This window comes from Motilibacter aurantiacus (assembly GCF_011250645.1).
Classification (GTDB): Bacteria; Actinomycetota; Actinomycetes; order Motilibacterales; family Motilibacteraceae; genus Motilibacter_A; species Motilibacter_A aurantiacus.
Genome location: NZ_JAANNO010000001.1, coordinates 740,341 through 759,641, shown reverse-complemented (window position 1 = coordinate 759,641; position 19,301 = coordinate 740,341). Strand labels below are relative to the sequence as shown.

The following is a 19,301-nucleotide window of genomic DNA, read 5'->3' as shown; positions in this document are numbered from 1 at the left end:
GGGACTGTCGGGCCTCCTGGTTAGGGTGAAGCGATGAGCACGGGTGCCGTGACCGGCCTCGCGGGCGACGTCCGCGAGGTCCTGTCGCTGCACACCTTCCGCCGCATGTGGGTGGCCCTGTCGGTGGCGAGCCTCGGCGACTGGCTCGGGCTGCTGGCCATGACCGCGTACGCCCAGTCGCTGGCCGGCGGGGACTACACCCAGGCCAACCTGGCCGTCGCCGTCGTCTTCCTGCTCCGGCTCGCGCCGGCGATGCTGCTCGGCCCCCTGGCCGGCGTCGTCGCCGACCGGCTGGACCGGCGCTGGACGATGGTGGTCGCCAACGCCGCGCGCTTCGTCATCCTCGCGTCGATCCCGCTCGTCGGCGAGCTGTGGTGGGTCTTCGTCGCCACCCTGCTCAACGAGGCCGCGAGCCTGTTCTTCATCCCGGCGAAGGAGGCGACGGTCCCCAACCTCGTGCCGCGCGAGCGGCTCGAGGCGGCCAACCAGCTCAACCTGGCCGGGACCTACGGCAGCGCCCCGCTGGCGGCCCTGCTCTTCATCGTCCTGACCCTTCCGACGGGCGGGCTCGGGCAGGCGCAGGACGCCCCGCTGACGCTTGCCATCGCGCTCTGGGTCAACGCGCTCACCTTCCTCGCCGCGGCGGTCGTCATCGCCCGGCTCAAGGGCATCCCCGCCCGCCAGCCGGCCACCGGCGAGGACGGTCGCGAGCCGTCGGCGTGGCAGGCGCTGACCGACGGGTGGCGCTACCTCGGCGGCACCAAGGTCGTGCGCGGGCTGATCGTGGCGCTGCTCGGGGCGTTCGCCGCGGGCGGCGCGGTCATCGGCCTGGCCCGCACCTACGTGCGCGACCTCGGCGCGGGTGACCCGGGCTACGGCGTGCTCTTCTTCGCCGTCTTCCTCGGGCTCGCGCTCGGCATGTTCCTCGGCCCGCGCCTGGTCGCCGGGTTCAGCCGGCGCCGGCTGCTCTGCCTCGCGATCACGGCCGCCGGCTTCCTGCTCGCGGTCATCGCGCTCACCCCGAACCTCCCCGTCGCGGTGCTGTTCACGGTCGCGATGGGCGCCTGCACCGGCGTCGCCTGGGTGATCGCCTACACGCTCATCGGCCTCGAGGTCGACGACGAGCACCGCGGGCGGGTCTTCGCCTCGCTCACGGTGATGCTCCGGGTCGTGCTGGTCGCCGTGCTCGCGCTCGCGCCGCTGCTGGCCGCAGCCATCGGGCCGCACACCTGGCACCCCACCGACGCGGTCACCTGGACCCTCGGCGGTGCCGAGGTGACGCTGCTGCTCGCCGGCCTGCTCTGCGCCGCGCTGGGGCTCGCGTCGTTCCGCACCATGGACGACCGGCGCGGGGTCCCGGTGCTCAAGGACTTCGTCGCCGCGCTGCGCGGGCAGGGGCTGCCCGGCCCAGGTGAGGTCGAGGAGCGCGCCGGGTTCTTCCTCGTGCTCGAGGGCGGCGAGGGCGCCGGCAAGTCCACCCAGGCCACGGCTCTCGCGGCCTGGCTGCGCGAGCGCGGCCACGAGGTCGTGCTGACCCGCGAGCCCGGCGGGACCGAGATCGGCACCCGGCTGCGCGCCCTGCTGCTCGACCCCACCACCGGGCCGTTGTCCGTGCGGGCCGAGGCGCTGCTGTACGCCGCCGACCGCGCCCAGCACGTCGAGCGCGTGGTGCGCCCGGCCCTGGCCCGCTCGGCGGTGGTGATCAGCGACCGCTACGTCGACTCCTCGATCGCCTACCAGGGCGCGGGGCGCGAGCTCCCGGACGGCGACGTCGCCCGGCTGTCCGCCTGGGCGACCGGGGGCCTGGTGCCGGACCTGACGGTCCTGCTGGACCTGCCGGCCGAGCTGGGCGCCGCACGCCGGGCCGCTCGCGACGAGGGCCGGGCCGACCGGCTCGAGGCCGAGCCGGTCGACTTCCACGACCGCGTGCGCCGCCGGTTCAAGGAGCTCGCGGCCGCCGCGCCGCGGCGCTACCTCGTGGTGGACGCCGCCCAGGGGCCGACCGAGATCACGACCGTCATCCAGCAGCGCCTGCGCGGGGTGCTCCCGCTGAGCCCGCGTGAGGCGGCCGAGCAGGAGGCCGCGCGCCAGGCCGAGGAGCAGCGCCAGGCCGAGGAGCGCCGCCGGCTCGAGGCCGAGCGCCACGAGGCCCTGGAGCGCAAGCGCGCCGAGGAGGCCGAGGCCCGCCGCGTCGAGCAGCTGCGCGCGGCCGAGGCGATCGAGGCCGCCCAGCGGGCGACCGCCGAGCAGGCCGCACGGGCAGCCGAGGCGGCGCGCCGGGAGGCCGAGCAGGCCCGCCGGGTCGCCGCCGAGCAGGCGCGGCTGCGCGCCGAGGAGATGGCCGCCCGGGCCGCTGAGGAGGCCGAGCGCCGCGAGCGCGAGGCCGCCGCCCGGGCCGAGCGCGAGGAGGCCGAGCGCCGCGAGCAGGAGCGGCTCGCCGCGCAGGAGGCCGCCCGGCGCGAGCGGGAAGCGGCCGCGCGCGCCGAGCGGGAGGCCGCGGAGGCCCGGCTGCGCGCCGAGCGCGAGGCCCAGCTGGCCCGCGAGCGCGCGGCCCGCAGCGCCCCCGCGGCGCAGCCGGCTCCCGGTGACGACACGGCCACGACCGTGCTCCCCGTCCTGCCGCCGGACGCGGTGGCCACCCGGGCGCACGCCGTGGCCCGCCAGGCCGAGCCGGCCCGCCAGCCCGAGCCCGCCCGGGTGCCGGACGACGCGACGCGTGAGCTCTCCCTCGCCGACGAGCTCTTCTCCATGTCGCCCGAGGACGAGGAGGACGACGTCGACGAGCCGGACGACAACCGCCCGCACGGGTGGTTCTCGCGATGAGCGGCGTCTGGGACGACCTCGTCGGGCAGGCGCCCACCGTCGCCGCCCTGCAGGCCGCGGCGGCGTCGGCGGTCGAGATCCTCGCCGGCGGCAGCGGCCCGGCCATGACCCATGCCTGGCTCTTCACCGGGCCGCCAGGGTCGGGGCGGTCGCTGGCGGCGCGGGCCTTCGCCGCAGCGCTGCAGTGCCCCTACACCGGGTGCGGCGAGTGCGCTGCCTGCCGTACCGCGCGCTCGGGCACCCATGCCGACGTCGAGGTCGTGACCACGCGGCTGCTCTCGATCGGCGTGGCCGAGGCCCGCGGCCTGGTCGAGCGCGCGTCCCGGCGACCGTCGGACGGCCGCTGGCAGGTGATCGTCGTCGAGGACGCCGACCGGCTGACCGAGCAGGCCGCCAACACGCTGCTGAAGGTGCTCGAGGAGCCGCCACCGCGCACGGTCTGGCTGCTCTGCGCCCCCAGCCTCGAGGACGTGCTGCCCACGATCCGCTCGCGCTGCCGGCACCTCGGGCTGCGCACCCCACCGGCCGAGGCCGTCGCCGAGGTGCTGGTCCGGCGCGACGGCATCGACCCGGCGATGGCGGCGTTCGCGGCCCGCGCGTCGCAGGGTCACATCGGGCGCGCCCGTCGGCTCGCCACCGACGAGCAGGCTCGGCTGCGCCGGGCCGAGGCGCTGCGGGTGCCCCAGCAGGTCGAGGGCGTCGGCGACTGCCTGACGGCGGCGGCGAACCTCGTGGAGGCGGCGACGGAGGAGGCTGCGGCCGAGTCGGCGGGGCTCGACGAGCAGGAGACCGCCGAGCTGGCGCGGGCGCTCGGCCAGGGCACCACCGGCAAGGCGATGCCCGCCGGTGCGGCCGGCCAGCTCAAGGAGCTGGGCAAGCAGCAGAAGACACGCGCCAAGCGCACCTCGCGGGACTCGCTCGACCGGGCGCTGGTCGACCTCGTGTCGTTCTACCGCGACGTGCTGGCGGTCCAGTTCGGCGCTCCCGTGACCCTGGTCAACGAGGAGCTGCGCCCGGCGCTGGAGCGGGTGGCGCGGGCCAGCACGCCCGAGACGACGCTGCGCCGGGTCGAGGCCGTGCTCGCCTGCCGCACGGCGATCGACGCCAACGTCGCGCCGCTGCTCGCGGTCGAGGCGATGACCCTGTCGCTGCGGGCCGGCTGACGGGCTCGCCGTCCGGGGGGCGAGCCGGCGACCACGATCTCGTGGAGGCCCGCGCGCCAGCCAGAGCGCTACCGCGCGGTGAGCCGGCCCGGCGCCCGGGCGGCGTCCTGCACCGGTGGCAGCCACCCACGCGCGGGCAGGCCCACGAGCTCCTCGTCGATGTCGAGGTGGTGCAGCGTCTCGCTCGGGAGCCGGACGCCGGCGGTGAGCAGCGCGCGGCAGGCCTGGACGCGGCAGGCCAGGACGTACTCGCTGGCGGTCAGCACCGCCCGCTCGACCTCGGGGGTGGGCCGGTGCGTGAGAGCACGCTCAGCGGCGCTCAGGACGGCGAGCGAGCGCCCGTACGCCTCGGTCGCCTCGGCGGCGGGCTGGACGGGGCTCGCGAGGGTCTCGCGGGGGTCGAGGCGCAGGAACTGGTTCAACGCAGGGCTCCGGAAGGGCAGCCGCGCCGTCGGAGGCGGGCGGGCAGACGCTGTGCAAGGCCCGGGCTGCTTCAGGCTCCTCGCCGGCGCGCGTCTCGCGGCTCCGGAGGGGAAATGGGAGCATACCCGGCACCTCGCCGCGGGAGGTGCATGCTGCGCCGCCCGTGCCGCGGGACGGACGATCCGCGCGGGGTGGGCCGTTGCGTACGCTCGGGCGGGTGCCCACTCGCCGTCGTCCCGCCCGTGCCGCCCGCCGACCGCGCCGCGCAGGAAGGCCTCGGCTGATCGGCTGCGGGGTCCTGGCGGCCGTCCTGCTGGTCAGCGGCTGCACCGGCGGTGACGGGGACGACCCGGCCGCGGCACCGTCGCAGCCCCCGACGACCGCCGGCAGCGCCGCGCCGGCGGAGGGCGACGCGGCGCTGGCCGGGTACTACGGCCAGGAGCTCAGCTGGGGTGCCTGCGGCGAGAGCTACCAGTGCGCGAAGCTGCGCGTCCCTGTCGACTACGCGGCCCCCGGTGACGGCGACATCGAGCTGTCGGTCGTGCGCCGACCGGCGGGCAGCAAGAGCGAGCGGATGGGCTCGCTGCTGGTCAACCCGGGCGGGCCCGGCGGCTCCGGTGTCGACTACGCCCGCAGCGCGGAGAACTACTCCACCAGGCTGCTCTCCCGCTTCGACATCGTCGGCTTCGACCCGCGCGGCGTCGGGACGAGCGCGCCGGTCGACTGCCTCAGCGACGCGCAGACCGACACCTTCCTCGCCGTCGACGCCTCGCCCGACGACCCGTCCGAGGAGGAGGAGTTCGCCGAGCAGAGCCGGCTGATCGGCGAGGGGTGCGAGGAGAGGTCCGGGCAGCTGCTCGCGCACGTGGGCACGGCCGACGCGGCCAGGGACATGGACGTGCTGCGGGCCGCGCTCGGCGAGGACACGCTCACGTACCTCGGCAAGTCGTACGGGACGTACCTCGGCGCGGTCTACGCCGAGCAGTTCCCCGACAAGGTCGGCCGGCTGGTGCTCGACGGCGCGCTGGACCCGACCCTCAGCGACGAGGAGCTCAACCTCGGCCAGGCCAAGGGGTTCGAGACGGCGCTCGGGGCGTTCGTCGAGGACTGCCTGGGCCAGGAGGAGTGCCCGCTGACGGGGGACCGCGAGGCGGGGCTGGCGCAGATCCGCCAGCTGCTCGACGACGTGGACCGCCGGCCGCTGGAGACCGACGACGGCCGCGAGCTCACCCAGTCGCTGGCTGCCCTCGGCGTCGCCACCGGCCTCTACAGCAAGGACTTCTGGCCGTACCTCGAGGTCGCGCTGGCCGACGCCTTCGACGGCGACGGCACGACGCTGCTCTCGCTCACCGACGCGCAGACCGACCGGCGCGAGGACGGCTCCTACGGCTCCAACGGCAACGAGGTCATCTACGCGGTCAACTGCCTGGACAAGCCCTCGGCCGTCACCGACCTCGCGGTCTGGCGCCAGCGGGCCGAGGCCGCAGAGCAGCAGGCCCCCACCTTCGGGGCGTTCCTCGGCTGGAGCAGCCTGCCCTGCGCCACCTGGCCGGCCCGCTCGGACACCGAGCCGCACGCCATCTCCGCGGCGGGCGCGGCTCCGATCCTCGTGGTCGGCACCACCCGCGACCCCGCGACGCCGTACGAGTGGGCGCAGGCGCTCGCCGGCCAGCTGGACTCCGGGCGGCTGCTGACCTTCGACGGTGACGGCCACACCGCGTACGCGTCGGGGAGCACGTGCGTCGACGAGGCGGTGGACGCGTACCTCGTCGACGGGACGCTGCCGGCCGAGGGGACGCGCTGCTGACAGCCCGAGGCGCCCGCTACACTCTTGCTTCGTGCCTCGGCCCCGTGTCGTGGTGCTGCCGCCTTAGCTCAGTCGGCCAGAGCGACGCACTCGTAATGCGTAGGTCATCGGTTCGATTCCGATAGGCGGCTCGCTCGGACTCAGGGCGCCCACCTCGGCAGGTGGGCGCCCTGAGTCGTTCCAGGGGCCGGTGCACCGCTGGTCGCGCGGTCGGCCGGCACGACGACGGCGTCGGCGCCTGCGGCCGGCCTGCCGAGCCGGGCGGCGCTACTCGCTCAGGCTGAGGATCGCCCGCCCCTTCGTCGTCACCACCTCCACCGAGCCGATCTCGTCCCTCGCGAGCGACGTCCCCGTCCGGTACGTCGCGGTGTCCCCGCGCGAGATCGCCCACGTCCCGAGCGTCTGCTGCGCGCCGTCCCGCGCGACGACGCGGACGGCGTACTCCAGCCGCTCGGGCAGCGTCGTGGGCACCGAGTCGTCGTACTCGCAGTCGATCTCGATCTCGGTGCCCCAGCTCCTGGGCGCGAGCGCCGCCGAGGCGCGCACGGGCGTGTCGACCAGCGGGGTCATCGCCCGGACGGTGGGGCCGTCGTCCTGGACGAGCGCGGGCACGACGAGGGCGCCGAACGCGACGACGGCAGCCGCGGCGAGGCCTCCGACGCCGAGGGCGAGCCGACGGCGCGTACGCCTCCTGCCGGCTGCGGAGGACAGGCCCCCGTGCAGCGGCGGGGGCGGCGCGACGGTGAGCAGGTCGACGAGGCGCAAGCGCTCGAGCAGCGAGCTCGCCTCGCGGGCCCGGCGTACCCGTTCCCGGCACTGCGCGCAGCCGGACAGGTGGGCCTCGAACGCGGAGTGCTCCTGCGGCGAGAGGGCGCCCAGCACGTAGGCGCCGTCGTCGAGCTCGAACGGGTCCAGCGCGGTCACGGCCTGCCCCCGAGCTCCGTGACCGCTCGGCGCAGGGCGTGCAGCGCGTCCCGGATCCGGGCCTTCACCTCGGCGGGCGGGAGGCCGAGCCGCTCGGCGGCCTGCGCCACCGAGGCGCTGCCGAAGTGGCACTCGACGAGCACCTCGCGGTGCTCCGGGGCGAGGCCGCGCAGGGCGGCGAGGACCAGCTGGCGGTCGGGTGCCGTGGTGGGGGCGGGGACGCCCCGGGCCGACCCGGGCTTGCGCTGTTCGGCGACGTGCAGCCCGGGCCGGGAGCGCCCGGTGCCGTCGGAGGCCAGGTGACGCGCCGTGCTGAAGAGCCAGCCGCGGGCCGACACGCCGGGCTGCGTGAGCAGCCAGGGGGCTCGCCAGGCCCGCAGCAGGGTCTCCTCCACGACGTGCTGCGCGCGCGTCCCGTCGCCCGCGGTCAGCCCGACGACGTAGGACCAGAGCGCGGCGCCGTGCTCGGCGTGGAGCGTGCGCAGCAGGTCGTCGTCGCGCGCCCTCACGGCCGCGAGGCTACTCATGACCGGCCCCCGGTGGGAGCCCCCGACACACGCCGCACACCCGGGATACGCCCGGGGCGGGCGGCCGGTTCATCCGGGCCATCAACGAAGGACGACGCGGTGGCGCCGACGACCGCGCGGTCCCGGCGCCGGACCCCTTGACAAGTCATCTTGTCAAGGGCGAGGCTGAGCCGTGCGCTCCGTCGAGGTCATCGCCGAGCCCGCGACAGCGGCCACCGCGCTGGACCCCGTCCGCGCCCGGCTCCTCGCCGAGCTGCGCGCGCCCGCGTCGGCGGCCGAGCTCGCGCAGCGCGTGGGCCTGGCCCGGCAGAAGGTCAACTACCACCTGCGCCGGCTCGAGGAGCAGGGCCTCGTCGAGGTCGCGGAGACCCGGCTGTGGGGTGGGCTGACCGAGCGCCGGCTGGTGGCGTCGGCGGCCGGCTACGTCGTCTCACCCGATGCGCTCGGCGCCGCTGCCGCGCGTCCGGGAACGTCGGGTGACCGGCTCTCCGCGTCGTACCTCGTCGCACTGGCCGCCCGGCTGGTCCGCGAGATCGGCGGCATGCTGGCGAGCGCTGCCGGCCGTGACGCCCGGCTGCCGGTGCTAGCGCTCGACACGAGCCTGCAGTTCCGTTCACCCGATGACCGAGCCGCGTTCGCCGAGGAGCTGGCGTCCACCGTCGTGCGCCTCGCGGCGAGGTACCACGACGAGTCCGCTCCGGACGGCCGGTGGCACCGCCTGCTGGTCGGTGTGCACCCGGTTCCCGCAGACGTCGACGTGGCGCCGGCGGGCACCCCGGCAGCCCAGGAGGAGGACCGGTGAGCCACTACGACCCGGAGGAGCCCACGGCGCGCGTCAGCGCGCACGAGGTCGAGGTGCCGGGCAGCCCGGAGCAGGTGTGGGAGGCGATCGCCACCGGCCCCGGGATCTCGACCTGGTTCGTGCCCGCACAGGTGGAGGGGCGCGAGGGCGGGCGGATCGTGACCCACCACGGCCCGTACGGCGACTCCGAAGGGGTGGTGACCGCCTGGGACCCGCCGCACCGCTTCGCGTACGACGAGCCGGGCTGGGGCCCGGAGTCGCCCGCGGTGCCCACGTGGTCGACCGAGCTGCTCGTCGAGGCCCGGGACGGCGGCACCTGCCTCGTCCGGTTGACGAGCGGCTTCTTCCGGGGCGGGGACGGTTGGGAGGAGCAGCTCGAAGGCACCGACGAGGGCTGGGTGGCGGCGCTGCGCAACCTGCGGCTGGCGCTGACCCATTTCCCCGGCCGGCGGGCCGCGTCCATGCTGGTGTTCGGGCGCGTGGCCGGCCGCGACCCCGACGACGTCGGCGCCGAGCTGCTCGGCCGGCTCGGCCTCGCGCAGGCCGCGCCGGGGACGCCCGTACGCCTCGGCTCCCCGCTTCCCCAGGTCGTCGGCAGCGTGGTCGAGACCGGCTCACGGTCGGTGTGCCTGCTCGTCGAGGCGCCGCATCCGGGCCTGCTCGAGCTGGGCGCCTTCGCCCACGAGGACGCGACGGCAGCGGTCCGCGGCTACTTCTACGGGCCCGGTGGCGACGCGGTGGCCGAGCGGGAGGCCCCGCTGTGGTCGGCCTGGCTCGCCGGGCACGTCGAAGGGCTCGAGCCGCTCGGCTGATGTATCTCGACCGCGGTGCCGGCGCCTCTGCCTCCCGAGCGCGTCCCGCAGGGGACGCCGTCCACGAGGGGGCACCGAATGTCCGACACAGGGGCCGGCATCGCGACCGCGCCGGCGGCCCGGCCGCTGCCTCCTGCGCGGGTGCAGGAGAAGCGGGCCTGGCTCTACCTGGACGAGCAGGTGCACCGGGCGGTGGCGGCGCGCTCCCTCGCCGAGGGCGGCGTGGTCGCGCACGGGTTCGCGAACTTCTACGCCATCTCGACCCGTCCGGACGCCGGGTCCGTCCGGGCCGTCAACCTGCTCAAGGGCCGGCCGGGCGGCCAGGTCGGCAGCGTCACCACGACACCGTCGCGGGTCCCCTTCGTCTTCGACTGGCGACGGCTGCCGCCGGAGCTGTCCCGCCACGACGTGCTCGAGATCGTGGACGCGCTCTTCCGGGTCGGCCCCTTCGGGTTCCGCGGGCCGGCCGCCGACGACGTGCCCGACCACCTCACCCAGCCCGACCAGGGCGTACGGACCGCGCAGGTGATCGCGCCGGGCTACTCCTGCCCGAGCAACGACTTCCTGGCGGCGGCCCTGACGGCTGCCGGCACGGACCTGCTCTACATCACGTCGGCCAACCGCTCCCGCCACCGTTCCGGCGCGGCCGACGAGCCTGCGCACCACCGCGGCGCCGCCCTGGCCGCCGAGTTCGGCGCCGACCCGCGCGTCCGCCTCCTCGCCCACCGCGACGAGGCCGTCGCGCGGGCGCGCTACCCGCTGCACGAGCCGATGTCGACCACGATCCTCGCGGTCCACCGCACTGCGGGCAGCGGCGTCGACGGTCGACTGCGGCTCGTCGTCGAGCGGCACGGGTCGCTGCCCGTCGAGCGCGTACGGGAGGCGCTCGCCCCGCTCGGCTTCGACGTGGTGCTCGGCCCGGGCGCGGGGCAGCGGCTGCGGCCGCGGGTCTACCGGCAGGGCGCGCCGCCGCCGGAGGTCAGTGCAGCCCGGAGCTCCGGTTCGCGTTCTTGATCGCGTACATCCGGGTGTCGGCCGCGTGCAGCAGCTCGTCGAACCCGCTGCCGTCCTGCGGGAACGAGCTCACCCCGATGCTCGCGCGGACCCGGGCCAGCCCACGTCCCGTGCGGACGGGCTCGGACAGGATCGCCGCCAGCTCGTCGGCCACCCGCCGCCCCTCGACGCCCGCCGACGCCTGGTCCAGCCCGGGCAGGATGACGAGGAACTCATCGCCGCCGAGCCGGGCGATGAGGTCCCCGCGGCGCAGCCGGGCCCGGAGCCGCTCGGCGGTCACGCGCAGGAGCTCGTCGCCGGCCGCGTGGCCGAAGTCGTCGTTGACCCCCTTGAAGCCGTCGAGGTCGAGGTAGAGCAGGGCGGCGCCGGTGTCGCTCATCTGCGAGTGCAGGATCGTGCCCTCCAGCGCCTCCTGCACCCGGCGGCGGTTGAGCACGCCGGTCAGCGGGTCCCGCCAGGCCAGCTGCTCGATCTCGGCCGCGTACGCCTCGGCCCGCTCCCGCTCGCGGGTGAGCCGGGCCTCGGCCTCGACCCGCGCGGTCACGTCGTTCTGCACGCCGATGTACTGCACCACGCGGCCGGTGTCGTCGAAGACCGGCGCGAGGTAGATCTCGTTCCACCAGGGCGTGCGCTCCGGCCCGCGGTAGTTGAGCATCGTCTCGCGGATCTCCCGGCCGTCGGCGATGGCCTCGCGCAGCCGCTTCACCGCATCACGGTCGGTGCCCTCACCCTGAAGGAACCGGCAGTTGCGCCCGATGACGTCCTCGGCCCGCAGCCCGGAGAGCCGCTCGAAGGCGGTGTTCACGTAGATCAGCGGCTGGTCCGGTCGCGTCACGTCGGAGATCGTCACGCCGTTGGCCGTCGCGGCGAGCGCGCGGCGCAGCGTCCGCTCGGAGTCCGTCTCGCGCGTCCGGTGCGCCGGGCCGGCCTGCGTCGGCTGGGCGGACGGCAGGCCGGCCGCGGTCGCCCGCAGCGCCTCGAGCGCGGCCGGGTCCTGCGGCAGGACGCGGGCCATCAGCGCCGCTGCCGCGTCGGCGACGACGTCGCGGTCGTAGGTCAGCGCGAACTCGAAGGTCCGCTCCAGGTCCGGGCCCCGGTCGCCGAGGTCGCGGGCCAGCAGCGCGGCCGAGAAGTGCGGCGACAGCACGGCGATGTCCCACTCGCCGCGCACCTTGTCGTCGGCGGGCAGGTCGGCGCCGCGTACGCCGGCGGCGGGCTCGGCGGACAGGCCCTCGCCGATCGCGGCCACGAAGCCGGTCCGTTCCGCGAGCTCGCGGTAGCGCTGGGTCGTCGAGACGGTGAAGTGCTTCGCCTCCTGGAACGCGGCGACGACCATGCAGGTGGAGCCGAACCGCAGCGCCTCGCGCTCGAGGTGCTTGCTCAGCTCGATGAGCAGCGGCTTGGTGGAGCGGCGCAGGGGGGTGCTCTCGGGCACGCACTCGAAGGGCGAGGCCTGCGGCGTGAAGGCGACGGCCGGCGGCAGGTCGAGCGAGCTCACGGGAAGGGTGGGGTTCAGGGTCGCCGCGGGGCGGCCGAACATCCAGCCCTGCCCGAGCCGGGCCCCGAGCGCACGCGCCACGGCGAGGTGGGACTCGTCCTCGATGCCCTCCGCGAGGATCAGCGCGCCGGTCCGCTCGGCGTAAGCGTTCACCGCGTTCATGATCTCGGCCACGGCGGGGCCGGGGCGCTGCTGGACCAGGCGGAGGTCGAGCTTGACGATGTCGGGGCGGAGCAGCGGCATGAAGGCGAGCGAGAGGTCGTCGGCACCGACGTCGTCCAGCGCGATGCGCCAGCCCGCCTCGCGCAGCCGGGTCACGGTCGCGAGCAGCTCGGCCGGCCGCGTCCCGATCGCGCGCTCGGTGATCTCCAGGACCACCTGCATCCCGCCGGGCGCGTCGACGCTGATCGCCAGCAGCTCCTCCAGGGGAGCGCTGTCCAGCACCTCGGGCTCGACGTTGACGAACAGCGTCAGGGGCAGCACGACGCCGGCCTCGACCGCGCCGCGCAGGGCCGCGCGCCGGCACAGCTCGTCGAGCTCGGCCAGCCGGCCCTCGGCGCGGGCCGCGGCGAAGAGAAGGTCAGGGCGCTCGAGCTCGCCCCGCGGGCCGCGGGCCAGCGCCTCGTACGCGACGACCGACCCGCTGTCGAGGTCGACGATCGGCTGGAAGACGCTGCGGACGCTGCCGCCGGCAAGAACCTCGGAAATCCCGTTCACGACACTCCTCGCTCACTACCCAACGTCCAGCCATCGGCCGCGGTGGGGCACACCTGAGCAAACGGCAGCAAGCAGCCCCGGGCCCAGCCTGCCGCTGCACCTGTTCAAGGCCTCGGCCCGGCACTACATTTCCCGGTAAGCAGCTCGGCGAGACGGTCGCGTCAGGAGGCGCCATGTACGTCCGCGACGTGCTCCACCGCAAGGGCTCGGCCGTGGTCACCGTCCCGCCGGACCTCACGGTCGCGGGACTGCTGGCCACCCTCGCCGAGCACAACATCGGCGCCGTGCTCGTGACCGACGACGCGATGAGCGTCGTCGGCGTGGCCTCCGAGCGCGATGTCGTCCGTGCTCTGGCCGACCGCGGGCCCGGCGTCCTGCCGGCGCCGGTGCGCGACATCATGTCCACGGAGCTGACCGTGGCCGGCCCCGGGGACGGGCTCGACCAGGTCATGGCGCAGATGACCGAGCGCCGCGTGCGCCACATCCCCGTGCTCGAGGACGGCGCGCTCGTCGGCATCGTGAGCATCGGCGACGTGGTGAAGTCGCGGATGGACGAGCTGGAGTCCGAGCGCGAGCAGTTGATCGGCTACATCAGCTCCAGCGGCTGAGGCGCCGCGCGCCTGCTTGGCCGGGGCGGGGGCGCGGGTTAGCGTGCGCGGCGGCCCCCCGGTGGGCGGCCGTCCCTGCACGACGCCTGACGAGGAGCCTCTTGCCCGGCCAGCTGCCCGACCTGGAGTTCCTCGGACGGCTGCACGGCGCGCTGCGGCCGGCGGCGTACCTCGAGATCGGCGTCGGTGACGGCGGGGCCCTGGCCCTGTCGCGGGCGCGGTCGATCGGCATCGACCCCGGCTTCGCGATCACCGCCCCCCTCCGCTGCGACGTCGCGCTGTACCGGACGACGAGCGACGACTACTTCGCCCGTCCGGAGCCGCTCGCGCACTTCCACGGCGCGCCCGTGGACCTCGCGTTCGTGCGCGGCCGGAGCAGCCTGCAGCCGGCGCTGCGCGACGTCATCAACCTCGAGCTGTCGGCCAGCCCCAGCAGCGTCCTGGTGCTCGACGGGATGGTCTCGACGGACGGGACGGGGGCGTACGACGCGCACGGGATCGTCTCGGTGCTGCGCGAGCACCGGCCCGACCTCACGCTGCTGCCGGTGGACACCGGGCCGCGCGGGCTGCTGCTGCTCACCGGGCTCGACCCCGAGAGCACCGTCCTGCTCGACCGCTACGACGCCATCGTCACGAAGCACGCGGCGGGCGCCGCGGGGAGCTTCCCCGACCGCGTCGAGGCGCTGCCGCCGGAGGCGCTGCTGCGCTCCCCGGTCTGGGGCGCGCTGCGCCGCGCCCGCCGCCCCTGGATGTCCCGGGATCGCGCGCTGGTCGAGATGGCCGAGGCCCTCGAGCACCCCAAGAGCTACCGCGCCCGGCGGCGCGGGCTGCGGCGTGCCGCCACCCGGACCGTGCGTCAGGCGGTGCGGCAGGCCCGCGGGCTGCGCGCGGGCTGAGCGTCCTTCGGCGGCGACGGCGGCGACGGCGGCGACGGCGGCGACGGCGGCGACAGGCACGGCTGCGTCGCGCGGCGTGGCGGGGACCGCCGTGCGAGGCGCTGCGCCGCTGAGCCCCGCCTGTCGGCGTCGGACGATCGCCACGCACGACGCACGCGGACAGGAGCCCGGGGTGACTGGAGAGTGGTAGCCCTGCTGTCCGGCCTGCGCGCGGCCGGCACCCGCACGGCCTGGCTGTCGCTCGACGAGCGCGACGACGTCCAAGGGGCTACGGGCTCCCGGCGGCCTGCAGCGCCGCGAGGTACTCGGACCGGCCCAGGGAGTAGAGCGTGGTGGGCCCGTGCGCGGTGACGGTCGCGGAGCGCGGGATCCCGCCTCGCAGGGCCAGGTCGCCGAAGCCCCACCCCGGGCCCAGGGTCGAGACCACCTCGTCGTCGACGATCACGTCCACCGCCCCATGGCAGACGATCCAGTAGGCGCTGCCGATCTCGCCCTGCCGGATCACGTCCTCGCCCCCGTGGACGACGTGCGGCACCAGGAGCAGGGCCAGCCGCTCGAGCTCGGCCTCGGGCAGGGTCCCGAGGCCGGGGACCGCACGGAGCAGGTCGACCCGGTCGCGGAAGGTGTGCGGGCGCGCGACCCGGCCGCGCAACAGCGCTCGCAGTGTGGCGCCCAGCGCCACGGCCCGGCCCGGCACGCGGTCAGGCTAGCGGCGGGGTGGCCGCGACGGGAGGCCTTCGGCGTCGGCTCAGGGAATCGACACCCGCGCCACGAGCAGCGTGGTGTCGTCGCCCTCGCTGCCCGCCCCCGCGGCGAGCAGTCGGTCGGCCCAGCCGTGCAGGTCGTCCGACGGCCCCCCGGAGGCTGTGGTGCACAGCTTGCTCACCCCGTCGTAGACGGAGGCGTCGCGCCGCTCGACCAGGCCGTCGGTGTAGAGCACGAGGGCGGAGCCGGCGGGCAGCGCGACCGTCACCGGCGTGGAGCCTCCGAGCAGCCCGACGCCGAGCGGCGGCCGTGGCGGGATGTCGAGGGCGTGCGCGCCACCGGTGTGCGCGAGCACCGGCGGCGGGTGGCCGGCGCACACGATCTCCGCGGTACGCGCGGCCGGGTCGATCGCCGCGACCACGGCGGTCGCCATGTCGCCGACGAAGAGCGCGTCGACCAGGTTGTCCAGGCGGTCGAGCGCGGCGCCCGGGCCGTGCCCGTCGAGCAGGTACGCCCGCAGCGCCGTCCGGATCTGCGCCATCGCCGCCGCCGCGGCCACCCCGTGCCCCGCCACGTCACCGACGACCAGGGCGATGCGCCCGTCCGCGAGCCGCAGCGCGTCCCACCAGTCGCCGCCGATCTGGCTGCCCTGCGCCGGCGCGTAGCGCGCGACCAGGTCGAGCCCGGGCAGGGCCGGCGCCTCGCGCAGGATGATCGCCCGCTGCAGCGCCTCGGCCATGACGATCTGCTCGCGCGAGCGGCGGACGATCGCGCTGGTGATGTGGGCGCGCAGCCCTTCGGCCGCGTCGAGCTGCCACCGCTCCCACGGCAGGCTCCGGCCGCGTACGACCTCGCGCCACTTCTCGAAGGACTTGCGCGGGCTGAGCCGGACGTCCGGCCCCTCGGCGGCGGCGAGCGCCTTGTTGTGCGGGTCGCCGCCCCAGTCGACGACGCGTTCCTGCTGCGGGCGCAGGAACAGCAGCCAGCCGTCGGGGCCGAGCCCGACCCGTAGGGCGCCCGCCGCGAGCTCGTTGACGCGGTCCAGGTCGGGGTCGAGGGAGGAGATGTTGTCGGTCGACGCGAGCCCCGGGTCGTGGCGCGCGAGGATGCGCGCGATCCGGCCGACCGCCTCCGGAGCGGGCGTCTCCCCGACGAGGAGCACGCGGTCCTCCGTCGCGAGGGCCGCGCCGCCGGCGTCCACCAGGCCGAGGAGCAGCTCGGGGGAGGAGGCGAGTGCCTCCAGGGGGGACCGGGTGTCCCGGGCGAGAGCAGAGGCGATGTGGGTGAGCCGTGCCTGCGCGATCATCGCCATCACGCTCTCGTCCGAGCGGCGGCGCTCGGCGATGAGCCGGGAGGCCGTCTGGCCCAGGAACTCCGCGGCCGAGCGGGCGTCGTACGACGGGCGGTGCGGGCCGGAGTAGTGGTGGCAGGCGACCAGGCCCCACAGCTGGCCGTCCTGCAGCAGCGAGACCGACATGGACGCGGTGACGCCCATGTTCGAGAGGTACTCGATGTGGATCGGGGAGACGCTGCGCAGCACCGCGTGCGAGAGGTCGAGCGGCTCGCCGCGCGTGGAGACCAGCGGCACCGGGCGGTAGCCGACGTCGGCGATGAGCCGGGTCCAGTTGACGGTGTACAGCGCGCGGGCCTGCACCGGGATGTCCGTGGCCGGGTAGTGCAGGCCGAGGAAGGCGTTGAGGTCCGGCCGCTTGGCCTCGGCGACGACCTCGCCGTTCCACTCGGGGTCGAAGCGGTAGACCATCACGCGGTCGAAGCCGGTGAGCGACCGGATCTCCCGGGCCAGCGCGTCGCACAGCTCGGTCAGGTCCGACGTCTCGGTCAGCCGGGTCATCGCCGCTCGGGCGGCCCGGTAGGAGACGGCCCCGGCGCCGCTGGTCGCCTCCGCCGGCTCCAGCTCCACGACGACCAGCCCGCCGGACCGGTGCATCACCACGTCGACCTCGGCGTCGGCGAGCCGCCCGGGGCCCGGGGGCATGCGGACCCGGATGGGCTCCATGAGGTCCTCGGCGGTGGAGCGCCGGCGCAGCAGCGGAGCCAGGGTGTCGCCCAGCACGGTCGCGGGGCGCGAGCCGAGGACGTCGGCCGCGTCGACGCCGACCAGGTCCCGGACGTTCTCCGACACGACGGCCACGGTGCGGCTCGTCGGGTCCACCGCCATGAGCAGGCCGTGGGGCTGGATCGACCCGGGGACGTGGATCGGCTCGCGGTCGCACGTCGTCAGGTCGACCGGGCCGTAGACGGGCTCGTACGTCGTCACGAGGCCCGTCCCCCGAGTTCGCCCTGCATGACACCTTCCGACGGTGGCCCAGCGTAGGGGGTCACGCTACGCGAGCCGGACGGCGCGCGTCGCCCACCTCCGGCGCGCCCGACGAACCGGTCAGTCGCCCAGGTTGGTCTCGAGCTCGATCGCGGAGTACTCGTCCAGGCTGCCCGAGACCCGGATGACCACCCGGCCGTGCAGGAAGTGGTACTCGTGGGGCAGCTCGCCCGACGCCAGCCGGGCCTCGAGGTCGTCGATCCGATCCCGGGCCTCGGTGTCGAGCTCGAAGACCTCGACCACCCCTCCGGCCGCGATCGGGTCGTCGTGCTCGGGCACCCGGCTGTCGCGGAAGGCCGCCTTCGACTCGTAGCCCCCGGGCTCGCCCAGCAGGTCCTCGGGGTCGTCGCCCTCGTCGTACTCCTTGGCCAGCTCGACCGGAGCGCCGCCGTTGTGGAACATCTGCACGATCTTGCGGGCGTCGGACCAGGCGGGATCGATGTAGCCGGCGCCCTTGATCTCGCCGCTGCTCGTGAGGTCGGCGTCGTTCCCGACCGTGCAGCCGGTCAGCACGGCGCCCAGCAGGGCGGCGGCCACCGCGGCCAGGACGCGCCGGCTCACGCCGCCACCGCCGCGGTCGCGCGGACGAGGTAGACGCAGCCGCCGAGCAGCACGCCGACCGCGGCGAGCGAGGGCAGGCGTACGGCCAGGGCGGCTGCGAGCCCGCTCGACCGGCCTGCCTCGTTGAGCAGGGCGGTGCCGCGGATGCTCGCCGCGCCGACCGCCGTGAGGGTGAGCGCCATGCCGACGGCGAAGGCCGCGATCAGCAGCATCGCGTAGGGGACCCGGTTGGCCAAGATCCCGCTCACCAGGACCATGAACGCCGACGGCGAGGGGAGCAGCCCGCCGGACAGCCCGAGGGCGACGAGCCCCTTGCGCGACCACGGGACGACGTCGGGAGCGGGGGCGTGGCTGTGCCTGCGCCCGCCGTGGCTGTGGCTGTGAGGGTCGGCGTGCGTGTGGCCGTGGCTGTGCTGCTCGGTCTGCGTCGCGACCGCCACTGCGGTCGCTGTCGCGCCGTGCGGCTCGTGCGGGTGCGCGTGGGGGTGCGGCTCGTTCCCGTGGCCGGGGGGCTGGTGCGCGTGGTCGTGGGAACGGCCGTGCGGCTCGTGGGTGTGGGAGTGGCCGTGCCCGCGGCTGCCGCGGAAGCGGTGCCACACCAGCGCGGCGCCGACCACGACGAAGACCGCGCCGGCGACGACCTGCAGCCACTCGGTGAGGGCCAGGGTCCCGACCGCGGTGCCCTCCGACAGCGCGACCCAGCCGATCGCCAGGACCAGGACCGAGGAGGTGTGCATCGCGGCGACGATCGCGCCCAGCGCGGCGGCGTGCCGGTAGCGGCCGGCGGAGCCGACGAGGTAGGCGGCCGTGATGCTCTTGCCGTGCCCGGGGGCCACGGCGTGCAGGGCGCCGACGCCCAGGGCGACGGCCAGGACGAGCCAGGGCGTGCCCGGGTTGTCGAACAGCCGCACGAGGCGGTCGTCGAGTGCGGTCAGGTCAGGCACGGGAAGCCTCTCGGGTACGACGGCGCAGCAGGGGGAAGGCCACGGCGGCCGCGGCGGCGGCCGCGAGGAAGCCACCGGCGGTCAGCAGGCCGGGCAGCGGGGTCGAGCCCGTGCCGCCCGTCAGCGTCAGCTCGTGGGTCGGGGCGGAGCTGGTGAAGAGGGTCTGCGGCGCACCGGCGCCGGACACGACGGTGCGGTAGTTCGCGTGCACCTCGTGCAGGGTGGTGATGTCGAGCGTCACCGTGTCGACCGCCTCGGGGCAGTCGGCGACGACGACGATGCCGTCCTCGAGCAGGCTGGGCCGGGGGGTCACGCTCCGCGCGCAGTCGTCGCCGTCCTGGGACACGCGGACGCTCTCGGTCAGATACGAAGCGAACTTCTCCGATTGCACCAGTCGTTGCTCACCCGTGGTGGTGGTGTCCCCGGGGGCCTCGTCGAAGACCTGCAGGAGCTGGGCGATCGCCATCCAGTCGTCGCTCGGCATGTGCAGCTCGAGCTCGACCGTCCTGCCCTCGACGCTCAGCTGGGCGGTGAGCGGCGGGCCGAAGGGATGGGCGTACGCCGCCGTGGGCACGGCGACGACGAGGCCCAGTGCGGCCAGCGCACCGACCCCGAGCCGGCGTCCGCGGGACAGGACGGGCATCGGGCTTCTCCTCGAGAGGCCGTAGTTGCGAGACACTTGCAATAAGCGCCGGTGCGGGGAAGACTGCTCCTCGCAGGCCGGCGGGCGCCACGGTGG

General features: G+C 75.6%; 17 protein-coding genes and 1 tRNA gene. 9 read left to right on the top strand and 9 right to left on the bottom strand.

The window, feature by feature from the left end:
* The first annotated feature begins 33 nt into the window (after positions 1-33).
* Positions 34-2,823, top strand: a complete 2,790-nt coding sequence (tmk, locus tag G9H72_RS03510) for a dTMP kinase (RefSeq protein WP_196790633.1) — start codon at positions 34-36, stop codon at positions 2,821-2,823.
* Positions 2,820-3,986, top strand: a complete 1,167-nt coding sequence (locus G9H72_RS03505; RefSeq protein ID WP_166167341.1) for a DNA polymerase III subunit delta' — start codon at positions 2,820-2,822, stop codon at positions 3,984-3,986. The genes tmk and G9H72_RS03505 overlap by 4 nt, the downstream gene beginning before the upstream one ends.
* A gap of 68 nt (positions 3,987-4,054) precedes the next feature.
* Here G9H72_RS03505 and G9H72_RS03500 read toward each other — a convergent pair whose 3' ends face one another.
* A complete protein-coding gene (locus G9H72_RS03500; protein WP_166167338.1) occupies positions 4,055-4,408 on the bottom strand; it encodes a hypothetical protein in 354 nt (117 codons plus the stop codon).
* A 218-nt stretch (positions 4,409-4,626) separates the two neighbouring features.
* Between G9H72_RS03500 and G9H72_RS03495 the strand changes: the two genes are divergently transcribed.
* Both G9H72_RS03495 and G9H72_RS03490 read left to right on the top strand, forming a co-directional pair.
* Positions 4,627-6,216: an alpha/beta hydrolase gene (locus G9H72_RS03495; protein ID WP_331271934.1), complete on the top strand. Its 1,590-nt coding sequence runs from the start codon at positions 4,627-4,629 to the stop codon at positions 6,214-6,216.
* A gap of 57 nt (positions 6,217-6,273) precedes the next feature.
* Positions 6,274-6,347, top strand: a tRNA-Thr gene (locus tag G9H72_RS03490).
* Positions 6,348-6,483: 136 nt separating this feature from the next.
* Here the strand turns inward: G9H72_RS03490 and G9H72_RS03485 are convergent.
* Both G9H72_RS03485 and G9H72_RS03480 read right to left on the bottom strand, forming a co-directional pair.
* Positions 6,484-7,140, bottom strand: coding sequence for a zf-HC2 domain-containing protein (locus G9H72_RS03485; protein WP_166167336.1), 657 nt, complete (start codon positions 7,138-7,140; stop codon positions 6,484-6,486).
* A complete protein-coding gene (locus tag G9H72_RS03480) occupies positions 7,137-7,649 on the bottom strand; it encodes a sigma factor-like helix-turn-helix DNA-binding protein (RefSeq protein ID WP_331271933.1) in 513 nt (170 codons plus the stop codon). Before G9H72_RS03480 ends, G9H72_RS03485 begins: the two co-directional genes overlap by 4 nt.
* Before the next feature lie 190 nt (positions 7,650-7,839).
* Between G9H72_RS03480 and G9H72_RS03475 the strand changes: the two genes are divergently transcribed.
* The 3 genes from G9H72_RS03475 to G9H72_RS03465 all read left to right on the top strand — a co-directional run bounded on the left by G9H72_RS03475 (position 7,840) and on the right by G9H72_RS03465 (position 10,295).
* Positions 7,840-8,469: an ArsR/SmtB family transcription factor gene (locus G9H72_RS03475; protein WP_166167330.1), complete on the top strand. Its 630-nt coding sequence runs from the start codon at positions 7,840-7,842 to the stop codon at positions 8,467-8,469.
* Positions 8,466-9,281: an SRPBCC family protein gene (locus G9H72_RS03470; RefSeq protein WP_166167327.1), complete on the top strand. Its 816-nt coding sequence runs from the start codon at positions 8,466-8,468 to the stop codon at positions 9,279-9,281. Before G9H72_RS03475 ends, G9H72_RS03470 begins: the two co-directional genes overlap by 4 nt.
* A gap of 78 nt (positions 9,282-9,359) precedes the next feature.
* The gene (locus tag G9H72_RS03465) at positions 9,360-10,295 is read left to right on the top strand and encodes a hypothetical protein (RefSeq protein WP_231126191.1); all 936 of its coding nucleotides are present in this window, start codon (positions 9,360-9,362) and stop codon (positions 10,293-10,295) included.
* Here the strand turns inward: G9H72_RS03465 and G9H72_RS22780 are convergent.
* Positions 10,261-12,510 (bottom strand): diguanylate cyclase, encoded by a 2,250-nt coding sequence (locus tag G9H72_RS22780; protein WP_166167324.1) that lies wholly within the window; start codon positions 12,508-12,510, stop codon positions 10,261-10,263. The two genes, G9H72_RS03465 and G9H72_RS22780, sit on opposite strands and share 35 nt — an antisense overlap.
* Before the next feature lie 173 nt (positions 12,511-12,683).
* Here G9H72_RS22780 and G9H72_RS03455 point away from each other — a divergent pair, with 173 nt between their 5' ends.
* Together G9H72_RS03455 and G9H72_RS03450 are read left to right on the top strand one after the other, a co-directional pair.
* The gene (locus G9H72_RS03455; RefSeq protein ID WP_166167321.1) at positions 12,684-13,118 is read left to right on the top strand and encodes a CBS domain-containing protein; all 435 of its coding nucleotides are present in this window, start codon (positions 12,684-12,686) and stop codon (positions 13,116-13,118) included.
* Between the two features lie 101 nt (positions 13,119-13,219).
* Positions 13,220-14,014, top strand: coding sequence for a class I SAM-dependent methyltransferase (locus G9H72_RS03450; protein ID WP_166167318.1), 795 nt, complete (start codon positions 13,220-13,222; stop codon positions 14,012-14,014).
* A gap of 268 nt (positions 14,015-14,282) precedes the next feature.
* Here G9H72_RS03450 and G9H72_RS03445 read toward each other — a convergent pair whose 3' ends face one another.
* From G9H72_RS03445 to G9H72_RS03425, 5 genes are all read right to left on the bottom strand, one after another.
* A complete protein-coding gene (locus G9H72_RS03445) occupies positions 14,283-14,711 on the bottom strand; it encodes a cyclic nucleotide-binding domain-containing protein (RefSeq protein ID WP_166167315.1) in 429 nt (142 codons plus the stop codon).
* A 51-nt stretch (positions 14,712-14,762) separates the two neighbouring features.
* A complete protein-coding gene (locus tag G9H72_RS03440; RefSeq protein WP_331271931.1) occupies positions 14,763-16,997 on the bottom strand; it encodes a SpoIIE family protein phosphatase in 2,235 nt (744 codons plus the stop codon).
* 120 nt (positions 16,998-17,117) lie between these two features.
* The gene (locus G9H72_RS03435; RefSeq protein WP_166167312.1) at positions 17,118-17,618 is read right to left on the bottom strand and encodes a hypothetical protein; all 501 of its coding nucleotides are present in this window, start codon (positions 17,616-17,618) and stop codon (positions 17,118-17,120) included.
* Complete coding sequence (locus tag G9H72_RS03430; RefSeq protein WP_166167309.1) at positions 17,615-18,562, bottom strand: HoxN/HupN/NixA family nickel/cobalt transporter; 948 nt, start codon at positions 18,560-18,562, stop codon at positions 17,615-17,617. Before G9H72_RS03430 ends, G9H72_RS03435 begins: the two co-directional genes overlap by 4 nt.
* Positions 18,555-19,205 (bottom strand): hypothetical protein, encoded by a 651-nt coding sequence (locus G9H72_RS03425; protein WP_166167306.1) that lies wholly within the window; start codon positions 19,203-19,205, stop codon positions 18,555-18,557. Before G9H72_RS03425 ends, G9H72_RS03430 begins: the two co-directional genes overlap by 8 nt.
* Between the last annotated feature and the right edge of the window lie 96 nt (positions 19,206-19,301).